The sequence below is a fragment of the Pseudomonas sp. 382 genome, from assembly GCF_002759075.1.
In the GTDB taxonomy this organism is placed as follows: Bacteria; Pseudomonadota; Gammaproteobacteria; order Pseudomonadales; family Pseudomonadaceae; genus Aquipseudomonas; species Aquipseudomonas vlassakiae.
The window spans coordinates 1-24,590 of record NZ_PEMX01000033.1; the positions used below are offsets into that span (position 1 = coordinate 1).

Sequence of the window (24,590 nt, forward strand, 5' to 3'; positions counted from 1 at the left end):
CAACCCAAGCTCTGGTAATCCTGGCAAGAAAGCTCGCGCGGGTGGCATTCGCCCTGATGAAAAATCAGGACGAATACGTCACCAAAGGCGGGAAACTGGCTTGCTGAAAACCATAGAATCTCCCACAGGGATCGCACACGTCTCAAGGGCAGTGCAGTACCTGTGGGAGCGGGTTTACCCGCGAAAGGGCCATGAGCCCGAACATCCTACCCAAGCACAGGTTGCAGTTCAGCGTCACGCACCAGCCTTTCCAGCCCGACCAGGTCCGGCACACGCGCCACTTGCTCGCCTACCTGCACCGCGGCCAGCTCCAGGCTGCCCAGCGGCACATCCACATAGTTGAGCTGGCTGTCGAGTTTGCACGAGCGCGGAATGTCCTGCAGCAGCACTGCCAGGTAGCGCAAGCCGGTGTCCCCGAGCGCATTCAGCACTACGATCCGCGCCCGCTCGCCACAGGGCGTCTCACCGCCGCAGGCGGCCTCGAAACCGATCAACGGCAGATGCTGCTGTCGCCAGTCGATCCACCCCAGGTGCCAAGCCGGGTCTCCCGGTTCGCACACCAGGTTGCGTTGGCCGATCAGTTCGACCACAGCGACATTGGGCAATACCAGCGTACGGTCGCCCAGCGGCAGCAGCAGGCCTGTGAGGCTGCTGCGTTGCCCTGCAATCAGTTCAAGCATGGGTCTGGCTCCAGTGGGCGATGCTCTGCAGCAGCACCGACTCCTGATAGGGTTTGCCCAGGTAATCGTTGACGCCGATGGCCATGGCCCGGTCGCGGTGCTTTTGCCCGGTGCGCGAGGTGATCATGATGATCGGCAGGTCTTTCAGACGCTCGTCGCGGCGAATGCGGGTGGCCACTTCGAAACCATCCATGCGCGGCATCTCGATGTCCAGCAACAGCACATCGGGGCGGTGCTCTTCCAGCAGGGCCATGGCATCGACACCATCCTTGGCCGTCATCACGCTCATGCCATGGCGCTCCAGCAGGCGGCTGGTGACCTTGCGCACGGTGACCGAGTCATCCACCACCATCACCAGCGTGGCCCGCCGGGGTGCCGGGCCGAACAAGGTGCGCTGCACCCCGCTGCCACCCGGCAGACGCGCCAGCCGCCGCTGCTGGCCACGCAGCTGGCCCAGCAGGTCGAGGATCAGTACCACGCGGCCATCACCGAGCAAGGTCGCCCCCGACAAACCCGTCACGGCGGCGAACTGCGGGCCAAGGCTCTTGACCACGATCTCACGGCTCGGCGACAGGCTATCTACCTGGATGGCGAACGACTGCTCCTGGGAATGCAGCAGCAACACCGGCAGCGGCACGCTCTGCCCCAGCAGCACCGGGCGCGGCAGCCCCTGCAGCAGCTCGCCGAGGTAACGCAACTCGTACTCGTGGCCGCCATACACATAACGCGGGGCGTCCAGCTGATAACAGGTGGCCAGTTCGGCCGGTGGTACGCGCACGATGCCTTCGATGGTGTTGAGCGGTATGGCGTACTGCTCCTCGCCCAGGTGCACCATCAAGGCCCGGTTGATCGACACGGTGAACGGCAAGCGGATCAGGAACCGTGCGCCCTTGCCCTGTGCCGACTCGATGCTCATCGAGCCGCCCAGTTGCTTGACCTCTTCGTGGACCACGTCCATGCCCAGGCCGCGCCCGGAAATCTGGGTGATCTTCTCCGCCGTGGAAAAGCCCGGGCGCAGGATGAACTGCAGGATCTCGTGATCGCTCAGGTGCGCCTGCGGGTCCAGCAGGCCGCGCTTGATTGCCTTGCGCCGGACCGCCTCCAGCGGCACGCCGGCGCCGTCGTCGGTCATTTCGATGACGATGTCTGCGCCTTCATGCAGCAAGTTCAGGTGAATGGTGCCCTGCTCCGGCTTGCCCGCGGCCAGGCGTATCTCGCGCGCTTCCAGGCCATGGTCGACTGCATTGCGCAGCATGTGCTCCAGTGGCGCGACCATCCGTTCCAGCACACTGCGGTCCAGTTCACCCTCGGCATTGCCGACCACCAGTTCGACCTGCTTGCCCAGCTCGCTGGCCACCTGGCGCACGACCCGCTGCAAGCGCGGCACCAGGCGCTCGAACGGGACCATCAGGGTCGCGGTCAGGCCTTCCTGCAACTGGCTGTTCACCCGGGCCTGTTGTTGCAGCAGGCTGTAGGCCTCCTGGGCACGCTGGGCAAGGGTTTCCTTGAGGTCGAGCAGGTCGGAGGCCGACTCGAACAGGGCCCGCGACAGCTGCTGCAGTTGCGAATGGCGGTCCATCTCCAGCGGGTCGAAATCTTCGTAGGCGTCTCCCTCGAACGCCTGGCGGCTGCTGATCCGCCCCTGGGTCTCGATGTCCAGGCGCAGCAGCTGGTCGCGCATGCGCTCCAGGGTGGTTTCCATCTCGTTGAGGGCGAACTGGGCATCGTTGACTTGCTGTTCGATACGGCCGCGAATGACCGAATGCTCGCCGGCCAGGTTACCCAGGTCGTCGAGCAGCTCGGCGTCGACCTTGACCATGTCACCCGGCGCCCGCTCCGGTGCCGCCACCGGTATTTCGGCGGGTGCGGTGTCCGCCGTGGCCTGGCTGGCCGCGCTGTCGGTCAGTGCGGCACTGCTGAAGTTACGAATGTAGTCGATCAGCGCGGTAGCCGTGTGCAGCGGCTGGCCCAGGCGCACGGCGTCGAGCATATGCGCCAGGCGGTCATGGCAGTTCTGCAGCAGTGCGAACAACGCCGAGCTCGGCGGCAGGCGCCCGGCGGCGAGCAGCTCGTAAAGGAATTCCAGCTCATGGGCCAGATCGCCGATGGCGCTGATCTCGACCATGCGCGCGCCACCCTTGAGGGTGTGCAGATCACGCAGCAGGTTCTCCACCTCGACGCCGCTGCGCGGGTCGGCCTGCCAGCGCGCCAGGGCTGCGGCGGCGCTTTCGACGATGTCCGAGCTTTCTTCGAGGAACACCTCGAGCAGCTCCTTGTCGCCTGGGCTGTCAGCATCCTCTTCGTGCTCCAGCGCGCCAGCAAGCGGCGTAACCGCATCAGCGCTTACCAAGCCGGTGGCATCGGCCGCCAGCGCCCCCTCCAACACGTCGCGCAGGGCGTCGATACAGTCAGGCCGTGGGCTGAGCGCCTGCCCGGCGGCCACTTCGTCGAGCATGTCCAGCAGGGCTTCATGGGCTTGCAGGGCAACGGCGAAAAAGCGCGGGCTGGCGCCCAGGCTGCCCTCCTCCACCGCGCCGTAGAGATCGAGCAGTGCCTCGCAGATGGCATCCATCTGCCACAGGTCGGCAAGGTGCGCGGCGTGGCCAAGGCTGGTCAGCTCATCGAGCAAGGTCTCCAGCGGTTCGCGCTGCCCGGGCTGCTGTTGCCAACGCAACAGCAGCGACTCGGCGTCCAGCAGGATGTCCATGGCCTGGGCCAGGAAACTGGCGATCAGCTGTGGGTCGCGCTTGCCACTGCGTGTATGTTGAGGCTCGGCATGCAGGCTGGCCAGGCGCAGGTCCACCGCCTCGCCGACCTGCTCGATCAGCTGCGCCGCCCCCGGGATGGTCGCCAAAGGGGTACTGCCGAGCTGCGCCAGGCCCTGCAGGAACAGGCCATGGGCGGTGTGCAGCCACTGCATCTCCGCTGCCTGCAACGGCAGCTGGTGGCCCCGGTACTCACGTACCAGGCGGTCGAAGGCAGTGGCCAACTCGGCGATCGGCATGACCCCGGCCATGGCAGCGCTGCCCTTGAGCGTGTGCAAGGCGCGCTGCAGGCTGTCGCTGACTTCGCTGCCCTGGCCGTCGGCGCCCTGCAGAAAGCCTTCCAGGCTGGCCAGGTGGCCTTGCGCCTCGTTGCGGAAGATATCCAGTAGTTGCGGGTCGAGGCCATCGATGTCGGCGCTGGCCGGGGTATCGTTCTCGGCCAAGGCGTGCAGGTGGCTCGCCAACTGTTCGATTTCGCTCAATTGCGGCAACTGGCCAGCCGCAAAGTCGGCCAGCAGGTCCGGCAGATGGACGAACACCTGCTGCAGCGCTACTGCGCCTTCCGGGGTCAGGGCGATGCGCCCCTCCAGCACCCGGTTGAGCAGGTGTTCACCGCCCCAGGCCAGCTCCGCTACCGCCTCGGCATGCACCATGCGCCCGCTGCCCTTGAGCGTATGCAGGTCACGGCGTACCTCGATCAACGCGTCGCGCAGGCTGTTGTCGGCGCGCCAGCGCAACCAGTGTCGCTCGATCTCCGGTAGCAATTCGCCGGCCTCCTCGAGGAACACTTCGCGCAATTCGTCATCGATGCCATCGCTGCCATCCTGCGCCTCGGACGGGCCCGCATGGGTGCACTGCACGCCCAGCGCCGTCAGGCTGGCGCGGGCCATGTCGAGAAACGGCTGAGCATCGGCCAGCGCGTCGGCGACCCGCCATTGCAGGTAGCACTCGGCGGCGCTTAGGGCCTCGGCCAGGTGGGTCAGCTCGTCCGCAGGCGGCTCCTCCTCCAGGTGCTGCAGCCAGCCCTGCACATAGCCCGCACAGCCGGCAAACACTTCGGCGGCCGCCGGCAGCATGAGCATCGCCAACGCGCCACGCACTTGCTGCAACAGCCCCGGCAGAGGCTGCAGGCGCTGACGGGGCCAGCCAGATTCCAGGCAATCGCCGATCAGGTCCTTGGCCTGCTGCAACACCGACAGTGACTCGTTCAGCACCAGCTGGCGAATCTCGGCCAGGTCCGAGCCGGGCAGGCCGCCCTGCCCGCCCTCCTCCAGCGGCAGGACCATGCCGTTGAGCGTGGCCTCCACATACAGCAGCGCACCGGCCACATCCATCAATACCGCGTCGTCCACCACGCGCTCCCCCTGGGCCAGGGCCTGCAGCGCCAGCACCTGGTCGATGATGACCCGGCGTGGCTGCTGGAACCCCAGCACTGCCAGGGTGTCGGCCACATGGCGCAACGGTGCGAGCAGTGCGTCCAGGTCCTCGCTGTGCTGGCGGTCGCCGCGCACGAACTGGTCCAGGCGCTCCTTGATCCGCATCAGGTCGTCGCACAGGGCGCTGATCACCGAGCGCAAGGCGTCACGCCCCGGCCCGGCCTGCATCTGCTCCCGCCAGTTGCCCAAGGACAAGTCGAGGTTGGCCAGGTCATCGGAGCCGGCAAAGCGCTGCGCGGCACCGCTGATCAGGCTGGCCTGGGCCAACGGCTCGACGCCGCGGCAGGCGCGCAGTTGATTGAGCAGCGGCAGCATCACCAGTGGCAGGTCATGGCGCGCTCCGCGCAACCGCTCCAGATAGGACGGCAACTGCTCCAGGCCGCGGAACAGCGGCCCCAGGCAGTCGCCGCGGGGGCTTAACTGCCCCTCGGCCAAAGCCTTGGCCAGCAATTCCAGCTCTTCGGCCAGGCGGGCGGCACCGCGCAGCTCGAGCATGCGCAGGCAGCCGTGCACCTGATGCAGGTTATCCACGACGAAGGCCAGCATCGACAAGTCGTCGGTCTCGCCGGCAAAGCGTTCCAGGGCCTGACGGGCCTGGCCCAGGCAATCGAGGATGGCGGCCCGGGTCCAGGCCAGGGCCACGGTATCGTGGCGTTCAGGGCTTACGACGGCAGAAGCCATGGCTGGTCCTCAGCTTCGCTCGGCGGGCGCCGGCAGGGTGAAACCGGAGACCGAGCGGCGCATTTCGCTGGCCATCCGCGCCAAGTGGCGGATGCTGTCGGCGGTGGCGCTGGAGCCGGCGGACGTCTGCGCGGTGATCTGCTGGATCACCGCCATGGTGTGGGAAATCTGCCCTGCGGAAGAGGTCTGCAGCTGTGCTGCATCAGAGATGCTGTGGATAAGCTCGGCAAGGTTCTGCGATACGCCCTCGATCTCGGCCAGTGCCACGCCGGCATCCTGGGCCAGCCGCGCACCGCGCACCACCTCGGCGGTGGTCTGCTCCATGGAGATGACGGCCTCGTTGGTGTCCGCCTGGATGGTCCGCACCAGCGCTTCGATCTGCCGGGTTGCCGAGGACGAGCGCTCGGCCAGGCGCTGCACCTCGTCGGCGACCACGGCAAAGCCGCGACCGGCCTCGCCTGCCAGCGAGGCCTGAATCGCGGCATTGAGGGCAAGGATGTTGGTCTGGTCGGCAATGTCGTCGATCAGGCTGACGATGTCGCCGATTTCCTGGGAGGATTCGCCCAGGCGCTTGATCCGTTTGGCGGTGTCCTGGATCTGCTCGCGGATGTTGTCCATGCCATTGATGGTGTTATGCACCACTTCGTTGCCCTTGTTGGCGATCGCCACCGAGCGCTCGGCGACCTTGGCCGACTCATAGGCGTGGGCGGAAACCCGGTCGATCGACTCGACCATATCGCCGACCGCCTCGGACGCCTCGCTGATCTGCTCGGCCTGGTGCTCCGAGGCCTTGGCCAGTTGGCGCGCGGTGTTCTGCGTGTCCTGCACGGCAGCCGCGACTTGCTCGGCGCTGTGGTTGATGGTGGCCACCAGGTCGCGCAGCTGGTCGACCGAGTAGTTGATCGAGTCGGCGATGGCGCCAGTGAAGTCTTCGGTCACCGACACGGTGACGGTCAGGTCGCCATCGGCCAGCTCTTCGATTTCATCGAGCAGGCGCATGATCGCCTGCTGGTTACGTTCGTTCTTTTCCGCGGTTTCCTGCAACTGGCGGTGGGTGGTGCGGACCATCACCAAGCCGATCAGGATGATCGACGCCAGCGCCAGCAGGCCCAACGCATAACCGCCGACGGTATCCAAGGTGCGGCCGCTGGCAAGGTTTTCGAAGCCGTTGGCCAGGTGCGAGGCCTCATCGAGCAAGGTTTGCGACAGGCTGAAGATGTTGCCCGCCGCTTCGCGCACGCGGAACAGCTCGGGCGAGGTTTCGAGGATTTCATCGACAGACCCTGCCACGAACTGGAACAGCTCGGCGATTTCCGCCAGGCGCGCGCGGGCGTCGGCGTCCTCGACGCGGGTCACCTGGATCGCCGGGTTGCCGCCGAGCATGCCCTCGAGCACCTGGCCGAAGCGGCTGGCATCGCGGCCGAAGGTATCGGCGGCCTGCGCCGCGGTGTCATCGCCAGCCAAAACGGTATTGACCGACCCAAGGATACGCTCTGCCAGCAGCAGCTGGCGCTGGGCTACCACGACCTGATTGGCCGGGGCACCACTTTGCAGCAGGATCTCGACCACCTTTTCATACTCGACCTGTAATTGCGGTACGGTTTCGGCGAGGGTCGCCGCCACCTGATGCAACGACAGCACGGTCTGTTCGCTGGCCAGAATGGTGTCGGTGTTCTTGCGCAGGTTTTCCCAGTCCTGGCGCACCGCTTCCATTTCATCGCGCACTGCAGGCGGCGCCGCTGGCAGGCCGGTGGACTTGTCACCTTCGCGCAGGTAGCTCCAGCGCCGCTCGAAGTCGTTGCGCGCATCCGACAGCAGCTTGAAGGCCAGGGCCTTGCCCGCCGCGGCCTCGGTGGCATTCTTGGCGATACGCTGGGACAACACCCGCAGTTCGCCGGCATGGCCGATGTACTGCTTGTCGTGATTGGCCTGGGTGTTGAGGTAGGCGAAGTTGGCGAACAGCAGAATGATCGACAGAATCAGGATCACGAACAGCACGGTGATCTGCACGATGCTGCGCGTGCGAGGGGTCATGCTGACGGAGGCGACGGGTGTGGCCGGCTTGTTCACGTTCGAAAGTCCTATAGCGCCACGTCAAGAAAGCCCGGCGCCTGGGCCAGGGCGAAGGGGCTGAAGATCGCCCAGTTGCGTTCACGCGGAAAGTGCCCCTGCACGAAGCGGGCAGCAGCCCGCAGCAATGGTTGCGGGGGCGACAGGTCCAGGCTGCTCAGGGCGAAATGTTGCAGCCCCAGCACCTCATCGACCAGCAAGCCGACGAACAGGTCGTCATGGTCCAGCACCAGCACCCGTCGCTGCTTGCCTGGCGCAGCGGGGCCAAGGCCGAAGAAACTGCTCAGGTCCATCACCGGCAACAACCGGCCGCGCAGGTTGGCCACCCCGCACACCCAAGGCTGCACGCCTGGCACGCGGCTGCTGCGTGGCTCGCGCAGCACCTCGGCGACCTCGCCCATGGGGGCGACGAACCACTGCCCGGCGACGCGAAAACCGATGCCGCTCCATTGCTGCAGGCGCGTGTCCTGCGGCGGCTGGTCGGCCACCAGCAGGCGGCAGCGCCGGTCGATGTCCAGCAACAGCTCGAAGGCGGTCAGCGACGCGCCCTGTGGGCGGGTGGTCAAGCGCCCAGTACTTCTTCGAGCTTGGCGATCAGCGCGTCCTCTTCCACCGGCTTGGTCAGAAAGTCGCGGGCGCCCTGGCGCGTGGCCCAGATACGGTCGGTCTCCTGGTCCTTGGTGGTCACCACCACCACGGGAATGGCGCGGGTTTCAGGGTCCTTGCTCAACTGGCGGGTGGCCTGGAAACCGTTCATGCCGGGCATGACGATGTCCATCAGCACCGCATCGGGCTTTTCCTGGCGGGCCAGGGCCACGCCGTCGGCACCGTTGCTGGCCTTGAGCACCTGGTGACCATGCTTTTCCAGCCATCCGGTCAATTTGTACATCTCTGTCGGCGAGTCGTCGACAATCAGAACTCGGGCCATGCTGTTCCCCATCAGGACATTGAAAGCCGCGCCAGCGCGGCGTGATCAGGGTGCGGGTTGTTCGGGCGCGGCGAAACCGGGCACATGGGCCCTGATTGCGTCGAGCAGTTCTTCCTTGCTGAATGGTTTGGTCAGGAACTGGTCGGAACCGACCACCCGGCCGCGGGCCTTGTCGAACAGGCCATCGCGAGACGACAGGAGAATCACCGGGATGTCCCTGAAAGCACTGTTGTGCTTGATCACTGCACAGGTCTGATAACCGTCCAGACGGGGCATCAGCACGTCGACGAAGATGATCTGTGGCTGGTGATCGATGATCTTGGCCAGGGCATCGAAGCCGTCACTGGCGGTGATTACCTCGCAGCCCGCTTCGCCGAGCAACATCTGCGCGGTGCGGCGGATCGTGCGGGAATCGTCGATCACCATCACCTTCAGGGGCTGTTCCATAAGTCGCGCTACCATCGCTGCACTAGGTGGGCGACAAGCCACGGATGGCTTGACGCTTGAAGCTGAGGGCATTTTTAGCACACTCCGGGGGCCCGTTCCATCTGCCACCCCCTTGACCCGCGGCGTTCACGGCGCCACCCTGAGCCACTTTTCTTTCGATTCACCGCGGCCACGGGCCGCCAAGAGGAACCACCCCATGAGCGTTCGCCTCGGCATTGTCATGGACCCGATCGCGTCCATCTCCTACAAGAAGGACAGCTCGCTGGCCATGCTGCTGGCCGCCCAGGCCCGTGGCTGGGAGCTGTTCTACATGGAGCAGCGCGACCTTTATCTGGGTGCCGGCCAGGCCCGCGCGCAGATGCGCCCGCTGAAGGTCTTCGCAGACCCCGCGCGCTGGTTCGAACTGGGCGATGAACAGGACAGCGCCCTGGCCGAGCTGGACGTGATCCTGATGCGCAAGGATCCGCCCTTCGACATGGAGTTCGTCTACAGCACCTACTTGCTGGAGCAGGCCGAGCGCGAAGGTGTGCTGGTGGTCAACCGCCCACAGAGCCTGCGCGACTGCAACGAAAAGCTGTTCGCCACTCAGTTCCCGCAGTGCATGGCGCCGACCCTGGTCAGCCGTCGCGTCGACATCCTGCGCGAGTTCGCCGAAAGCCGTGGTGACGTGATCCTCAAGCCGCTGGACGGCATGGGCGGTGCATCGGTATTCCGCCACCGCAAGGACGACCCCAACCTGTCGGTCATCCTGGAAACGCTGACCCAGCACGGTACCCAGCAGATCATGGCCCAGGAATACCTGCCGCAGATCGTGGACGGCGACAAGCGCATCCTGATGATCGACGGCGAACCGGTCGACTACTGCCTGGCACGCATCCCGGCCAGCGGCGAAACCCGTGGCAACCTGGCCGCCGGTGGCCGTGGTGAAGCCCGCCCACTGACTGAGCGCGACCGCTGGATTGCTGCCCAGGTCGGCCCGACCCTGCGTGAAAAGGGCCTGCTGTTCGTCGGCCTGGACGTGATCGGCGACTCGCTCACCGAAATCAACGTCACCAGCCCTACCTGCATCCGCGAGATCGACGCTGCCTACAACACCGATATCGGTGGCAAGCTGATGGATGCCATTGATCGCCAGCTCAAGGCGCGCTGACCGCCGACGCGGAGCAAATGCGCGGAGTGGGGTATGATGCCGGTCCTTTTCGACTGAGCTGCTGCCCCGCCTTGCGGTTGCTGGATACTTGATGACGCTGCCTGCCGACATCCCTTCCGACCTGCTGCCACCGCGCATTCGCCCGGTGGACCGGCTTGGCTTTACCCTGTTCGTGGCTGCCCTGGTGCACCTGGCGCTGATCCTTGGCGTGGGCTTTACCGTGGTCAAACCGGCCGAAATCCGCCAGACCATGGACATCACCCTGGCCACCTTCAAGAGCGAGAAGGCGCCGAACAAGGCTGATTTCCAGGCCCAGGCCAATCAGCAGGGCAGCGGCACCCTGGAAAAGAAAGCGGTACCGACCACCACCGAGCTGGCGCCGTTCCAGGACAGCAAGATCAACAAGGTCACCCCGCCGCCTGCCGCCAAGCCTGAAGTAACACCACCGCCCGTGCCGGAGAAATCCGCCGTGGCAACCAAGGCGCCGAAAGCGCAGAAAGTCGAGCCCAAGCCCAAGGAAAGCAAGCCGCAGCCCAAGCCGGCAGCGGCCACCCCGGATTTCGACAGCTCGCAATTGTCGAGTCAGATCGCCAGCCTTGAGGCGGAGCTGTCCAACGAACAACAGATGTACGCCAAGCGCCCGAAGATTCACCGCCTCAATGCGGCTTCGACCATGCGCGACAAGGGCGCCTGGTACAAAGAAGAGTGGCGCAAGAAGGTCGAGCGGGTGGGTAACCTCAACTACCCCGACGAGGCACGCCGGCAACAGATCTACGGCAACTTGCGGATGATGGTTTCGATCAACCGCGATGGCTCGCTGTACGAGGTGCTGGTACTGGAGTCGTCCGGGCAGCCGGTGCTGGACCAGGCGGCGCAGCGGATCGTGCGGTTGGCGGCGCCCTTCGCGCCGTTTACCGGCGACCTGGCCGAGTTCGACCGGCTGGAGATCATCCGCACCTGGCGCTTCGCCCGCGGCGACCGCCTGTCCAGTAACTGATCCGACGGCCCTTTCGCGGGCACGCCCGCTCCCACAGGATTCTCACAATTCCCGGGCTTGTAGTAATCCTGTGGGAGCGGGCGAGCCCGCGAAGAGGCCGGCACATCTGACACATATCCGCACCTTGTCAGCCTCGCCACCTGGCGCCACACTATCCCCCATGAAAACCCTCACCCCGAGCTACCTCAAGCATCAGTTCCTGATCGCCATGCCGCACATGGCCGATCCGAACTTCGCCCAGACCCTCACGTACATCGTCGAGCACAACGCCAATGGCGCCATGGGCCTGGTGGTCAACCGACCACAGGAGCTGAACCTGGCCGACATTCTCGAGCAGTTGCGCCCCAACGAGGTACCTCCGGCCAGCACCTTGCACGTGCCCATCTACCAAGGTGGCCCGGTGCAGACTGACCGCGGCTTCGTCCTGCACAGCAGCGAATGCAGCTACCAGGCCACCGTCGAACTGCAGGGCCTGTCGCTGTCCACTTCGCAGGACGTGCTGTTCGCCATCGCCGAAGGCGTAGGGCCACAGCAAAGCCTGATCACCCTGGGTTATGCCGGCTGGGAAGCGGGCCAGCTGGAAGCGGAACTGGCCGACAACGCCTGGCTCAACTGCCCGTTCGACCCGGACATCCTCTTCGCCATGGCCAGCGAGCAACGCCTGGGGGCCGCCGCCCGCAGCCTGGGGATCAACCTCAGCTTGCTGACCAGCCAGGCGGGGCACGCCTGATGGCCGAATTACGCCTGCTGCTGGGATTCGACTACGGCAGCAAACAGATCGGCGTCGCCGTCGGCCAGGTGATAACCGGCCAGGCGCGTGAGTTGTGCACCTTGAAGGCGCAGAACGGCGTGCCGGACTGGGCCCAGGTGGAAAAACTCATCAGCGAGTGGAAGCCCGATGCCATCGTCGTCGGCCTGCCGCTGAACATGGACGGCACACCCAGCGAAATGAGCGAGCGCGCGGAAAAGTTCGCCCGCCGCCTCAATGGCCGCTTCAACGTGCCGGTGCACACCCACGACGAACGCCTGACCACCTTCGAGGCCAAGGGCGAGCGCATGGCCCGTGGCGGCCAGCGCGGCAGCTACCGTGACAACCCGGTCGACGCCATCGCCGCCGCCCTGCTGCTGCAAGGCTGGCTGGAGGCCAATACCTGATTTTTCCCGCGTTTACGTCGGGGCAATCACAACGCCCTCGGCGCCCCCCAGGAGATACGCAATGAGCCTACCCAATCCCGCCGACCTGATCCGGCAGATGGCTGTCGACCTTCGCGCCCATCTGGCCCGCCGCAACATCACCGAGCCGCGCTTCATCGGCATCCGTACCGGCGGCGTCTGGGTTGCCCAGGCCCTGCAGGCGGAAATGGCCGACCAGAGCCCGCTCGGCACCCTGGACGTGTCGTTCTACCGCGATGACTTCAGCCAGAACGGCCTGCACCCGCAGGTGCGCCCCTCGGAGCTGCCATTCGAAGTCGAAGGCCAGCACCTGGTGCTGATCGATGACGTGCTGATGAGTGGCCGCACCGTCCGCGCCGCGCTCAACGAATTGTTCGATTATGGCCGCCCGGCCAGTGTCACCCTGGTCTGCCTGCTCGACCTGGATGCCGGCGAACTGCCGATCCGCCCCAATGTACTCGGCGCCACCCTGTCGCTGGCCGCCCATGAACGGGTAAAATTGACCGGACCCGCACCGCTCGCCCTCGAGCGCCAGGACCTCGCCACCGCTTCTGCCCTTTAAGAGTCCCCCCGCGATGACGCCAATCGACGCCAAGCGCCCGCTGCAGCTCAATGATCAGGGCCAGCTGCGCCACTTCCTCTCGCTCGACGGTTTGCCCCGCGAACTGCTGACCGAGATACTCGACACCGCCGACTCGTTCCTCGAAGTCGGCGCCCGGGCCGTGAAGAAGGTCCCGTTGCTGCGCGGCAAGACCGTGTGCAACGTGTTCTTCGAGAACTCGACCCGTACCCGCACCACCTTCGAACTGGCCGCCCAGCGCCTGTCGGCCGACGTGATCAGCCTGAACGTGTCGACCTCCTCGACCAGCAAAGGCGAGACCCTGTTCGACACCCTGCGCAACCTCGAAGCCATGGCTGCCGACATGTTCGTCGTGCGTCACTCCGACTCCGGCGCCGCGCACTTCATCGCCGAGCACGTGTGCCCGGACGTCGCCGTGATCAACGGCGGTGACGGTCGCCACGCGCACCCGACCCAGGGCATGCTCGACATGCTGACCATCCGCCGTCACAAGGGCAGCTTCGAGAACCTCTCGGTGGCGATCGTCGGTGACATCCTGCACTCGCGCGTGGCGCGCTCCGACATGCTCGCGCTGAAGGCGCTGGGCTGCCCGGACATCCGCGTGATCGGCCCGAAAACCCTGATCCCGGTCGGTATCGAGCAGTACGGCGTGAAGGTCTATACCGACCTTGCCGAAGGCCTCAAGGACGTCGACGTGGTGATCATGCTGCGCCTGCAGCGCGAGCGCATGGCCGGTGGCCTGTTGCCTAGTGAAGGCGAGTTCTACCGCCTGTTCGGCCTCACTACCGCACGCCTGGCCGGCGCCAAGCCCGACGCCATCGTCATGCACCCGGGCCCGATCAACCGCGGCGTGGAGATCGAATCGGCGGTGGCCGACGGCAAACACTCGGTGATTCTCAACCAGGTCACCTACGGCATCGCCGTGCGCATGGCCGTGCTGTCCATGGCCATGAGCGGGCAGAACGCGCAACGTCAATTCGACCAGGAGAACGCTCAGTGACCATCAGCATTCTTGGCGCCCGGGTCATCGACCCTGTCAGCGGCCTGGACCAGGTCACCGACCTGCACCTGGATGGCGGCCGCATCGCCGCAATCGGCGCCGCCCCGGCCGGCTTCAGCGCCAGCCGAACGATCGAAGCTGGCGGCCTGATCGCCGCGCCCGGCCTGGTCGACCTCGGCGTCTCGCTGCGCGAGCCGGGCTACAGCCGCAAGGGCTCGATCGCCAGTGAAACCCACGCCGCCGTGGCCGGTGGCGTCACCAGCCTGTGCTGCCCACCACAGACCAGGCCGGTGCTGGATACTTCGGCTGTGGCCGAACTGATCCTCGACCGCGCCCGCGAAGCGGCCAACAGCAAGGTCTACCCGATCGGCGCCCTGACCAAGGGCCTGGAGGGCGAGCAACTGGCCGAACTGGTTGCCCTGCGCGACACCGGTTGCGTGGCCTTCGGCAACGGCCTGAAGGAAATCCCCAACAACCGTACCCTGGCCCGTGCCCTGGAATACGCCGCCACTTTCGACCTGACCGTGGTGTTCCACTCACAGGACCGCGACCTGGCCCAGGGTGGCCTGGCCCACGAAGGCGCCATGGCCAGCTTCCTCGGCCTGCCCGGCATCCCGGAGACCGCCGAGACCGTAGCCTTGGCGCGCAACCTGCTGCTGGTGGAACAGACCGGCGTGCGTGCGCACTTCACCCAGATCACCAGCGCCAGGGGTGCACGGCTGATCGAGCAGGCCCAGCAGTTGGGCCTGCCGGTGACCGCCGACGTGGCGCTGTACCAGCTGATCCTTACCGACGAGTCGCTGCGTGAGTTCTCCAGCCTGTACCACGTGCAGCCACCATTGCGCACCGCCGCCGACCGTGACGGCCTGCGCGCGGCGGTGAAATCGGGGGTGATCCAGGCGATCTCCAGCCACCACCAGCCCCACGAGCGCGACGCCAAGCTGGCCCCGTTCGGCGCCACCGAGCCGGGTATCAGCAGCGTCGAACTGCTGCTGCCGCTGGCCATGACCCTGGTCGAGGACGGCCTGCTCGACCTGCCGACCCTGCTCGCCCGCTTGAGCAGCGGCCCGGCCAAGGCCATGCGCCTGCCGGCCGGTGAGCTGAAAGTCGGCAGCGCCGCCGACCTGGTGCTGTTCGACGCCAAGGCCTCGACGATTGCCGGTGAGCAATGGCTGTCGCGTGGCGAGAACTGCCCGTTCATCGGCCACTGCCTGCCGGCTGCGGTGCGTTATACCTTGGTCGATGGGCACGTCTGCCACGAGGCCTGAGTAACCCTGTGGGAGCGGCCTTGCGTCGCGAAAGGGCTGCGTAGCGGCCCCAGGATCTCGGCATCTTGCATAGATTGCCGGGGCCGCTTTGCGACCCTTTCGCGACACAAGGCCGCTCCCACATTGATCGCGCTCGACCTTGAGCGTGCGGCGACCATTCATCCCCCGCGGTTGAAATCCTTCCCCCCGCCCCCATATGAGTCTGCATCAGGCAATTTTGCCCCGCTGCGTGGAGACTCTCCCCTTGACCACCATCGTTTCTGTCCGCCGTAACGGCAAAGTCGTCATGGGCGGCGACGGCCAGGTATCCCTCGGCAACACCGTGATGAAAGGCAACGCCAAGAAAGTCCGTCGCCTGTACAACGGCCAAGTGATCGCCGGCTTCGCCGGTGCCACCGCCGACGCCTTCACCCTGTTCGAGCGCTTCGAAGCCCAGCTGCAGAAACACTCCGGCCATCTGGTGCGTGCCGCCGTCGAGCTGGCCAAGGAATGGCGTACCGACCGCTCCCTCAGCCGCCTGGAAGCCATGCTGGCAGTGGCCAACAAGGATGCATCGCTGATCATCACCGGCAATGGTGATGTGGTCGAACCGGAAGATGGCCTGATCGCCATGGGCTCCGGTGGCGGTTACGCCCAGGCTGCAGCCCGCGCCCTGCTGAACAAGACCGACCTGTCGGCCCGGGAGATCACCGAGACTGCCCTGAACATCGCCGGTGACATCTGCGTGTTCACCAACCACAACCTGACCATCGAGGAGCAGGACCTGGCCGAGTAATCAGCTGTTCTGGCGTCCCGCTCATGGCGGAACTTTTCCACGCTGACCTACTCCGCTCGAGGACCATTTTCATCATGTCCATGACCCCCCGCGAGATCGTCCACGAACTCAACCGTCACATCATTGGCCAGGACGACGCCAAGCGCGCTGTCGCCATTGCCCTGCGCAACCGCTGGCGGCGGATGCAGCTGCCGGTCGAGCTGCGCGCCGAAGTGACCCCAAAGAACATCCTGATGATCGGCCCTACTGGCGTGGGCAAGACCGAAATCGCCCGCCGCCTGGCCAAGCTGGCCAACGCACCATTCCTCAAGGTCGAGGCCACCAAGTTCACTGAAGTGGGCTATGTCGGTCGCGATGTCGAGTCGATCATCCGTGACCTGGCCGATGCCGCGCTGAAGATGCTGCGCGAGCAGGAAATCGTTCGCGTGCGCCACCGTGCCGAGGACGCCGCCGAAGACCGCATCCTTGACGCCCTGCTGCCGCAGGCGCGGGTCAGCAGCTTCAGCGAGGAAGCCGCGCAGACCAGCACCGATTCCAACACCCGCCAGCTGTTCCGCAAACGCCTGCGTGAAGGCCAGCTGGACGACAAGGAAATCGAGATCGAAGTGGCCGAGAACATGGGCGTGGAAATCGCCGCGCCGCCCGGCATGGAGGAGATGACCAACCAGCTGCAGAGCCTGTTCGCCAACATGGGCAAAGGCAAGCGCAAGACCCGCAAGCTGAAGGTCAAGGACGCCCTGAAGATGGTGCGCGACGAAGAAGCCAGCCGCCTGGTCAACGAGGAAGAACTCAAGGGCAAGGCTCTGGAAGCGGTCGAGCAGCACGGCATCGTGTTCATCGACGAAATCGACAAGGTGGCCAAGCGTGGCAACGTCGGCGGTGCCGATGTCTCCCGTGAGGGCGTGCAGCGCGACCTGCTGCCACTGATCGAAGGCTGCACCGTCAACACCAAGCTGGGCATGGTCAAGACCGACCACATCCTGTTCATCGCTTCCGGTGCGTTCCACCTGAGCAAGCCGAGCGACCTGGTACCGGAGCTGCAGGGCCGTCTGCCGATCCGTGTCGAACTGAAGGCGCTGACCCCGGAAGACTTCGAGCGCATCCTGAAAGAGCCACACGCGTCGCTGACCGAGCAATACAGTGCATTGCTCAAGACCGAAGGCCTGAACATCGATTTCGCCGCCGACGGCATCAAGCGCCTGGCCGAGATTGCCTATCAGGTGAACGAGAAGACCGAGAACATCGGTGCCCGCCGCCTGCACACGCTGCTTGAGCGCCTGCTCGAAGAGCTGTCGTTCAGTGCCGGCGACCTGGCCAGCAGCCACGACGAAGCGCCGATTGTCATCGATGCTGCATACGTGAACGGCCACCTCGGTGAGCTGGCGCAGAACGAAGACCTGTCACGCTACATCCTGTAAGACCGCAGGGGCCGCTTCGCGGCCCTTTCGCGACACAAGGCCGCTCCTACAAGAGACCGCGATCTTCTGTAGGAGCGGCCTTGTGTCGCGAAAGGGCTGCGCAGCAGCCCCCTTGCACAATGGCCTGAATCACTCGAAGCTTGCACCACCAGCTCCCGAGAGATTCCCACCATGGCCCGCCTGCCCACCGCCATCAACCTGCACAAAGCCTCCAAGACCCTCAGCCTTACCTATGCCCCCGGCGAGGTCTATCAGCTGCCCGCCGAATTCCTGCGGGTGCACTCCCCCTCCGCCGAGGTTCAGGGCCACGGCAACCCCATCCTGCAGTTCGGCAAGATCAACGTCGGCCTCATCGGCCTGGAACCTGCCGGCCAATATGCACTGAAATTGACCTTCGACGACGGTCACGACAGCGGCCTGTTCACCTGGGAATACCTCGAACAGCTGTGCCTGCGCCAGGAACAGCTGTGGGCCGACTACCTCGAAGAGCTGCACAAGGCCGGCAAGTCCCGCGACCCGGCGGAATCGGTGGTCAAACTCATGCTCTAGCGCAAGCCTTCCAGGCTTTAGAGCGCATTTTCTAATCTCATCTGTTTGAATGCCTTACAGACAACTCTTGAACGGGTTGTCTTGCGCATTACATGAAAGTCGGGTAACCAATGGAGCTGGCAAGTTCCCTGCATCGCCTTGAAGGCAATCAGGCACTGGCCGGTATGTAGAGGTCGCGAGCGAAAGCAGGCTGTCTTCACACGCAGAATCCCCCGCAGCTCATCGCCGAAAGCATCCGGCCCGCAGCACCGCTGTTCCTTATCACTGGTCACCCGAGTAGCAGTACCGGGCTGTCCGCTGTGCAGTGCGCCACAGCAATCCGGTACTCGTCTCAGGACAACGGAGCGTCGTAGATGAGTAACAAGAACAACGATGAGTTGCAGCGGCAGGCCTCGGAAAACACCCTGGGGCTGAACCCGGTCATCGGCATCCGCCGCAAGGACCTGCTGAGCTCTGCGCGTACCGTGCTGCGTCAGGCCGTGCGCCAGCCGCTGCACAGTGCCAAGCATGTGGCGCACTTCGGCCTGGAGCTGAAGAACGTGCTGCTGGGCAAGTCCAGCCTCGCCCCGGAAGGTGACGACCGTCGCTTCCAGGACCCGGCCTGGAGCAAGAACCCGCTTTACCGCCGTTACCTGCAGACTTACCTGGCCTGGCGCAAGGAGCTGCAGGAGTGGGTCGGCAACAGTGACCTGTCGCCTCAGGACATCGCCCGCGGCCAGTTCGTCATCAACCTGCTGACCGAGGCCATGGCGCCGACCAATACCCTGTCCAACCCGGCGGCCATCAAACGCTTCTTCGAAACCGGCGGCAAGAGCCTTCTGGACGGCCTGTCCAACCTGGCCAAGGATGTGGTCAACAACGGCGGCATGCCCAGCCAGGTCAACATGGACGCGTTCGAGGTCGGCAAGAACCTGGGCACCAGCGAAGGCTCCGTGGTCTACCGCAACGATGTGCTGGAGTTGATCCAGCACAACCCCATCACCGAGCAGGTACATACCCGCCCGCTGTTGGTGGTCCCGCCGCAGATCAACAAGTTCTACGTCTTCGACCTGAGCCCGGAAAAGAGCCTGGCGCGCTTCTGCCTGCGCTCGCAGCAGCAGACCTTCATCATCAGCTGGCGCAACCCGACCAAGGCCCAGCGCGAATGGGGCCTGTCGACGTACATCGACGCCCTGAAGGAGGCGGTCGATGCGGTACTGGCGATCACCGGCAGCAAAGACCTGAACATGCTTGGCGCCTGTTCCGGCGGTATCACCTGCACAGCGCTGGTCGGCCACTATGCCGCGCTGGGTGAACAGAAGGTCAATGCCCTGACCCTGCTGGTCAGCGTGCTGGACACCACGCTGGACACCGAGGTCGCACTGTTCGTCGACGAACAGACGCTCGAAGCCGCCAAGCGCCACTCCTATCAGTCCGGCGTGCTCGAGGGCAGCGACATGGCCAAGGTGTTCGCCTGGATGCGCCCCAACGACCTGATCTGGAACTACTGGGTCAACAACTACCTGCTCGGCAACGAGCCACCGGTGTTCGACATCCTGTTCTGGAACAACGACACCACACGCTTGCCTGCCGCGTTCCATGGCGACCTGATCGAACTGTTCAAGAACAACCCGCTGACTCGCCCGGGAGCCCTGGAAGTGTGCGGCACCGCCATCGACCTGAAAAAAGTCCAGTGCGACATCTTCAGTGTCGCCGGCACCTCCGACCACATCACCCCGTGGCAATCGTGCTACCGCTCGGCGCACCTGTTCGGCGGCAAGATCGAGTTCGTACTGTCCAACAGCGGGCACATCCAGAGCATCCTCAACCCGCCTGGCAATCCCAAGGCCCGCTTCATGACCGGCGCCGACCGCCCCGGTGACCCGGTGGCCTGGCAGGAAAACGCCGAAAAGCATGCCGATTCCTGGTGGCTGTACTGGCAGGCCTGGCTGGGCGAGCGCGCTGGCGACCTGAAAAAGGCCCCGACGCGCCTGGGCAACCGTGCCTATGCCGCCGGCGAGGCAGCACCAGGCACTTACGTACACGAGCGTTGAGTCGCAATGCCGTGGCCGCTTGGAGCGTGCCACGGTACATTTTCAAGCCATAGAGCCACGCGCATGCCGCTACCCTACATCTTCCGCACCGTCGAGCTGGACGACCAATCCATCCGTACTGCGGTGCGCCCGGGCAAGCCGCACCTGACGCCGCTGCTGATCTTCAACGGCATCGGCGCCAACCTGGAGCTGGTGTTCCCTTTCATCGAGGCACTCGACCCAGACCTGGAAGTCATTGCCTTCGACGTGCCCGGCGTGGGGGGCTCGTCCACCCCGCGCCACCCGTACCGCTTTCCCGGCCTGGCCAAGCTGACCGCACGCATGCTGGATTACCTGGACTACGGCCAGGTGAATGCCATCGGTGTGTCCTGGGGAGGCGCGCTGGCCCAGCAATTCGCCCACGACTACCCCGAGCGCTGCAAGAAGCTGGTACTGGCAGCCACCGCCGCCGGTGCGGTGATGGTGCCGGGCAAGCCCAAGGTGCTGTGGATGATGGCCAGCCCCAGGCGCTACGTGCAGCCATCGCATGTCATCCGCATCGCGCCGCTGATCTACGGTGGCGGTTTTCGCCGTGACCCCGACCTGGCCATGCACCATGCGGCCAAGGTGCGCTCGGGCGGCAAGCTGGGGTATTACTGGCAACTGTTCGCCGGCCTTGGCTGGACCAGCATCCACTGGCTGCACAAGATCCAGCAACCGACCCTGGTGCTGGCGGGCGATGACGACCCATTGATTCCGCTGATCAACATGCGCCTGCTGGCCTGGCGAATTCCCAATGCCCAGCTACACATTATCGACGACGGTCATCTGTTCCTGATCACCCGGGCCGAGGCTGTCGCACCCATCATCATGAAGTTTCTCCAGCAAGAGCGTCAGCGCGCGGTCATGCACCCCCGTCCGGCCTCTGGTGGCTGAATTGTTGCTTGCTGTTGCACAGCACGACTGATGAGTACGACCGTGGCCTGACAAGGGAGTTGTTGCCATGAAAGAAAAACCGGCCAAAGGAACGTCAACGCTTCCCGCCACCAGCATGAACGTACAGAACGCCATCCTCGGCTTGCGGGGTCGCGACCTGATTTCCACCTTGCGCAGTGTTGGCCGTCATGGCCTGCACAACCCGTTGCATACCGCCCGCCACCTGCTGGCCCTGGGCGGACAACTGGGCAGGGTGATGCTCGGCGACACGCCCTATCAGCCGAGCGCGCGTGATGCACGCTTCAACGATCCGACCTGGAGCCAGAACCCGTTCTACCGACGCGGCCTGCAGGCCTACCTGGCATGGCAGAAACAGACCCGCCTGTGGATCGAGGAAAGCCACCTGGACGACGATGACCGGGCCCGTGCGCACTTTCTGTTCAACCTGATCAACGATGCGCTGGCACCGAGCAACTCGCTGCTCAACCCGTTGGCGGTCAAGGAACTGTTCAACACCGGTGGGCAGAGCCTGGTGCGCGGTGTCGCCCACTTGCTCGACGACCTTCGCCACAACGACGGGCTGCCCCGTCAGGTCGATGAGCGCGCCTTCGAAGTGGGCGCAAACCTGGCGACCACGCCCGGCGCCGTGGTGTTTCGCAACGACCAGCTGGAGCTGATCCAGTACAGGCCGATGAGTGAAAAGCAGCATGCCCGGCCCGTGCTGGTGGTGCCGCCACAAATCAACAAGTACTACATCTTCGACCTGCAGCCGACCAACAGCTTCGTCCAGTACATGCTCAAGAACGGCCTGCAGGTGTTCATGGTCAGCTGGCGCAACCCTGACCCTCGCCACCGCGAGTGGGGCCTGTCGAGCTATGTACAGGCGCTGGAAGAGGCGCTGAACGCCTGCCGCAGCATCAGCGGCAGCCGCGACCTGAACTTGATGGGCGCCTGCGCCGGCGGTTTGACCATGGCGGCGCTGCAGGGCCACCTGCAGGCCAAGCATCAATTGCGCCGGGTACGCAGTGCTACCTACCTGGTCAGCCTGCTCGACAGCAAGTTCGACAGCCCGGCCAGCCTGTTCGCCGACGAACAGACGATCGAGGCGGCCAAGCGTCGCTCGTACCAGCGCGGTGTGCTGGACGGCGGGGAGGTGGCGCGGATCTTCGCCTGGATGCGGCCCAACGACCTGATCTGGAACTACTGGGTCAACAACTACCTGCTCGGCAAGACGCCGCCGGCCTTCGACATCCTCTACTGGAATGCCGACAGCACGCGCCTGCCGGCCGCGCTGCACGGTGACCTGCTGGACTTCTTCAAGGTCAACCCGCTGACCCGCGCAGCTGGCATGGAAGTGTGCGGCACACCGATCGACCTCAAGCAGGTCGGCCTCGACAGCTTCACCGTGGCTGGCAGCAACGATCACATCACGCCTTGGGACGCGGTGTATCGCTCGGCCTTGCTGCTCGGTGGCGACCGGCAGTTCGTGCTGGCCAACAGCGGGCACATCCAGAGCATCATCAACCCGCCCGGCAACCCCAAGGCGTACTACCTGGAAAACCCCAGGCTGTCGAGCGACCCGCGTGCCTGGTTCCATGACGCACAGCGCCGTGACGGCAGCTGGTGGCCGCTGTGGCTGGAGTGGATCACGCCGCGCTCCGGCCCGCTCAAGGCGCCACGCACGGAATTGGGCAACGCCACGTATCCACCGCTGGGCCCTGCGCCAGGCACCTATGTCCTGACCCGATGAGCACCACCACTGGATGAAAACCCGCGACCGTATCCTCGAATGCGCCCTGCAGTTGTTCAATGCGCAGGGCGAGCCCAATGTATCGACCCTGGAGATCGCCAACGAACTGGGCATCAGCCCGGGCAATCTGTATTACCACTTCCACGGCAAGGAACCCTTGATTCACGGGCTGTTCGACCGTTTCGAGGAAGCGTTGATGCCATTGCTCGACCCACCGCTGGAGGTGCGCCTGGAGGCCGAGGATTACTGGCTGTTCCTGCACCTGATCGTCGAGCGCATGGCCCAGTACCGGTTTCTGTTCCAGGACCTGTCCAACCTGACCGGGCGCCTGCCGAAGCTGGCAAGGGGCATGCGCAGCCTGATCAACGCACTCAAACGAACCTTGGCGGCACTGCTGGCAAGCCTGAAGGGTCAGGGGCAAGTGGTCAGTGAGACGCAGGCATTGGGCCAACTGGTGGAGCAGATCACCCTGACCTTGATGTTCTCGCTCGACTACCAGCGGGTACTGGGGCGCGAGGGGGATTCGGGGATCGTGGTGTACCAGGTAATGATGCTGGTGGCGCCGCATCTGCAGGTGCAGGCACGAACCGCAGCGCAGGAGCTGGCGGTGCGGTATCTGGAGGGTTGAACCGGTAGGAGATGTATTGCTGCACCGACGTCTTCGCGGGTAAACCCGCCCCCACAAGGGACAGCGCTGATGCTGAACCCGGCGCTGTACCTGTGGGAGCGGGTTTACCCGCGAAGGGTGTTACGCCGCTATCAGAGCAGAGAGCCGGTGCTGGCTGGAGCCGAAGGCGGGTTGCTGGCTGGAGCAGCAGTAGGCGCCGGCGCTGCGGTAGCAGCCGGAGCGGCGCTGGCCGCTGCTGCTGGCTTGGCGGCTGCCGGTTTGGCCGGTGCCTTCTTCACCGCTGGCTTCTTCGCTGCGGCAGGCTTGGCTGCAACCGGCTTGGCAGTCGATTTTGCCGCAGGCTTGGCCGCTGCGGTCTTGGCTGCGGGTTTGGCCGCTGCCGGTTTAGCCGCAGTCTTGGCAGCCGCCGTTTTTGCTGCGGGCTTGGCCAATGGTTTGGCCGTTGCCTTGCTCGCTGCCGGTTTGGCGGCTGCAGAGCGCGAGGAGACCGGGGTGACCGACGCGCCGGTCAGTTTCTCGATCTGCTTGGTCAGGCTGTCGACTTGCTGGTGCAGGGCCTTGATTTCGTTGCGGCTTGGCACGCCCAGACGCGAGATGGCACTGTTCAGGCGCTTGTCGAAAGCTTCTTCGAGCTCGCTCCACTTGCCCAGTGCGCGATCCTTGACCCCAGACACACGCGAAGTGGTCGAGGACTTGGCAGTTTCCGCCACGTCTTCGGCAGTCTTCTTCGCCTGCTTTTCGGCCTTCTCGCCATCCTTCACCAGCGAGTCGAACAGCTTCGGGCCGTCCTGATCGACTTTCGAATAGATACCCAGCCCCGCCAGCCAGATCTTGCGGGAGTACTTCTCGATCCCGCCGATCCAGGAGCTGCCTTCTTTATCGGAATTCTTCTTGCCAGCCATCCTGCTCTCCTTATGGTTTGTGCGCGACGCGCTCGAGCAGCTCATGCAGCTGTTCAAGCTTGATGGACAACGCCTCAACGTCATGTTTAGACGGAATGCCAAGGCGATTCAAGGCGCGACCTACCCGTGCGTCGAAAGCTTTTTCGATCTTGTCGAGTTGAACTTCGACTTTGCCGCGTACGCGGCTGACTTCCTCGGTGGCCTCGTCGAGCTGGTGGTTGGCGGCATCGAGCTGTTTGTCGATGCGTTGCTTGCCACGTTTCTCGACGCTTTCACCGGCCTTGACCAGCTCCTTGAAGTAGTCGGAACCTTCCTGGCCGACGCGGGCATAGGCGCCGATACCGGCCAGCCAGATCTTGCGGGCGTAACCACGCACCTCGCCAAGCGTGCCCAGGGCTTCTTCCTTTTTCTTCGCAGTCACTTTGGCCATGCTGTGTACCTCATG

Annotated in this window: 22 protein-coding genes and 1 pseudogene; 15 read left to right on the top strand and 8 right to left on the bottom strand. The window is 64.8% G+C overall.

Translation table 11 applies throughout. The features are described 5' to 3' along the window. Positions 1-107: pseudogene (locus tag CQW31_RS31790) on the top strand (IS110 family transposase); the annotation flags it as partial. Positions 108-206: 99 nt separating this feature from the next. On the opposite strand, the gene CQW31_RS25345 reads toward CQW31_RS31790, so the two are convergent. Genes CQW31_RS25345 through CQW31_RS25370 form a run of 6 tightly spaced genes read right to left on the bottom strand, consistent with a single transcriptional unit; the run spans position 207 to position 9,007 of the window. Continuing rightward, positions 207-680 carry a chemotaxis protein CheW gene (locus CQW31_RS25345; RefSeq protein WP_054884314.1) on the bottom strand — a complete coding sequence of 158 codons (474 nt, stop codon included), beginning with the start codon at positions 678-680 and terminating at the stop codon, positions 207-209. Next, the gene (locus CQW31_RS25350) at positions 673-5,562 is read right to left on the bottom strand and encodes an Hpt domain-containing protein (RefSeq protein WP_099815686.1); all 4,890 of its coding nucleotides are present in this window, start codon (positions 5,560-5,562) and stop codon (positions 673-675) included. The genes CQW31_RS25345 and CQW31_RS25350 overlap by 8 nt, the downstream gene beginning before the upstream one ends. 9 nt (positions 5,563-5,571) lie before the next feature. Continuing rightward, entirely contained in the window at positions 5,572-7,596 is a 2,025-nt protein-coding gene (locus CQW31_RS25355; RefSeq protein WP_189660540.1) for a methyl-accepting chemotaxis protein, read from the bottom strand. A gap of 47 nt (positions 7,597-7,643) precedes the next feature. Beyond that, on the bottom strand, positions 7,644-8,198 hold the full coding sequence (locus CQW31_RS25360; RefSeq protein WP_054884311.1) for a chemotaxis protein CheW: 555 nt from the start codon (positions 8,196-8,198) through the stop codon (positions 7,644-7,646). Continuing rightward, positions 8,195-8,560: a twitching motility response regulator PilH gene (gene pilH / locus CQW31_RS25365; protein WP_054884329.1), complete on the bottom strand. Its 366-nt coding sequence runs from the start codon at positions 8,558-8,560 to the stop codon at positions 8,195-8,197. Before pilH ends, CQW31_RS25360 begins: the two co-directional genes overlap by 4 nt. A 45-nt stretch (positions 8,561-8,605) precedes the next feature. Continuing rightward, positions 8,606-9,007 carry a PleD family two-component system response regulator gene (locus tag CQW31_RS25370; protein WP_054884310.1) on the bottom strand — a complete coding sequence of 134 codons (402 nt, stop codon included), beginning with the start codon at positions 9,005-9,007 and terminating at the stop codon, positions 8,606-8,608. A gap of 196 nt (positions 9,008-9,203) precedes the next feature. Here CQW31_RS25370 and gshB point away from each other — a divergent pair, with 196 nt between their 5' ends. The 14 genes from gshB to CQW31_RS25440 all read left to right on the top strand — a co-directional run bounded on the left by gshB (position 9,204) and on the right by CQW31_RS25440 (position 23,243). Continuing rightward, positions 9,204-10,157 carry a glutathione synthase gene (gene gshB / locus CQW31_RS25375; RefSeq protein WP_054884309.1) on the top strand — a complete coding sequence of 318 codons (954 nt, stop codon included), beginning with the start codon at positions 9,204-9,206 and terminating at the stop codon, positions 10,155-10,157. Between the two features lie 91 nt (positions 10,158-10,248). Beyond that, a complete protein-coding gene (locus tag CQW31_RS25380) occupies positions 10,249-11,154 on the top strand; it encodes an energy transducer TonB (protein WP_054884308.1) in 906 nt (301 codons plus the stop codon). A 160-nt stretch (positions 11,155-11,314) separates the two neighbouring features. Further along, positions 11,315-11,884, top strand: coding sequence for a YqgE/AlgH family protein (locus tag CQW31_RS25385; protein ID WP_054884307.1), 570 nt, complete (start codon positions 11,315-11,317; stop codon positions 11,882-11,884). Next, on the top strand, positions 11,884-12,309 hold the full coding sequence (gene ruvX, locus CQW31_RS25390; protein WP_054884306.1) for a Holliday junction resolvase RuvX: 426 nt from the start codon (positions 11,884-11,886) through the stop codon (positions 12,307-12,309). The genes CQW31_RS25385 and ruvX overlap by 1 nt, the downstream gene beginning before the upstream one ends. A 61-nt stretch (positions 12,310-12,370) precedes the next feature. Further along, the gene (gene pyrR / locus CQW31_RS25395) at positions 12,371-12,889 is read left to right on the top strand and encodes a bifunctional pyr operon transcriptional regulator/uracil phosphoribosyltransferase PyrR (protein ID WP_054884305.1); all 519 of its coding nucleotides are present in this window, start codon (positions 12,371-12,373) and stop codon (positions 12,887-12,889) included. 13 nt (positions 12,890-12,902) lie between these two features. Beyond that, positions 12,903-13,907 (top strand): aspartate carbamoyltransferase catalytic subunit, encoded by a 1,005-nt coding sequence (locus tag CQW31_RS25400; RefSeq protein ID WP_054884304.1) that lies wholly within the window; start codon positions 12,903-12,905, stop codon positions 13,905-13,907. Then, positions 13,904-15,175 carry a dihydroorotase gene (locus tag CQW31_RS25405; protein WP_099815688.1) on the top strand — a complete coding sequence of 424 codons (1,272 nt, stop codon included), beginning with the start codon at positions 13,904-13,906 and terminating at the stop codon, positions 15,173-15,175. The genes CQW31_RS25400 and CQW31_RS25405 overlap by 4 nt, the downstream gene beginning before the upstream one ends. 244 nt (positions 15,176-15,419) lie before the next feature. Beyond that, positions 15,420-15,950, top strand: a complete 531-nt coding sequence (gene hslV, locus CQW31_RS25410; RefSeq protein ID WP_054884302.1) for an ATP-dependent protease subunit HslV — start codon at positions 15,420-15,422, stop codon at positions 15,948-15,950. Positions 15,951-16,024: 74 nt separating this feature from the next. Next, positions 16,025-17,368 carry an ATP-dependent protease ATPase subunit HslU gene (hslU, locus tag CQW31_RS25415; RefSeq protein ID WP_054884301.1) on the top strand — a complete coding sequence of 448 codons (1,344 nt, stop codon included), beginning with the start codon at positions 16,025-16,027 and terminating at the stop codon, positions 17,366-17,368. Between the two features lie 171 nt (positions 17,369-17,539). Further along, entirely contained in the window at positions 17,540-17,917 is a 378-nt protein-coding gene (locus tag CQW31_RS25420; RefSeq protein WP_054884300.1) for a gamma-butyrobetaine hydroxylase-like domain-containing protein, read from the top strand. A 353-nt stretch (positions 17,918-18,270) separates the two neighbouring features. After that, the gene (gene phaC / locus CQW31_RS25425) at positions 18,271-19,950 is read left to right on the top strand and encodes a class II poly(R)-hydroxyalkanoic acid synthase (RefSeq protein WP_099815689.1); all 1,680 of its coding nucleotides are present in this window, start codon (positions 18,271-18,273) and stop codon (positions 19,948-19,950) included. A gap of 63 nt (positions 19,951-20,013) precedes the next feature. Further along, positions 20,014-20,865, top strand: coding sequence for a poly(3-hydroxyalkanoate) depolymerase (gene phaZ / locus CQW31_RS25430; protein ID WP_054884298.1), 852 nt, complete (start codon positions 20,014-20,016; stop codon positions 20,863-20,865). 67 nt (positions 20,866-20,932) lie between these two features. After that, a complete protein-coding gene (gene phaC / locus CQW31_RS25435) occupies positions 20,933-22,615 on the top strand; it encodes a class II poly(R)-hydroxyalkanoic acid synthase (protein WP_099815690.1) in 1,683 nt (560 codons plus the stop codon). A 13-nt stretch (positions 22,616-22,628) separates the two neighbouring features. Further along, entirely contained in the window at positions 22,629-23,243 is a 615-nt protein-coding gene (locus CQW31_RS25440) for a TetR/AcrR family transcriptional regulator (protein WP_054884297.1), read from the top strand. A 131-nt stretch (positions 23,244-23,374) separates the two neighbouring features. Here the strand turns inward: CQW31_RS25440 and CQW31_RS25445 are convergent, their stop codons facing one another. Together CQW31_RS25445 and CQW31_RS25450 are read right to left on the bottom strand one after the other, a co-directional pair. Then, on the bottom strand, positions 23,375-24,145 hold the full coding sequence (locus CQW31_RS25445; RefSeq protein WP_054884296.1) for a phasin family protein: 771 nt from the start codon (positions 24,143-24,145) through the stop codon (positions 23,375-23,377). Between the two features lie 10 nt (positions 24,146-24,155). Continuing rightward, positions 24,156-24,575 (bottom strand): phasin family protein, encoded by a 420-nt coding sequence (locus CQW31_RS25450; RefSeq protein WP_054884295.1) that lies wholly within the window; start codon positions 24,573-24,575, stop codon positions 24,156-24,158. Between the last annotated feature and the right edge of the window lie 15 nt (positions 24,576-24,590).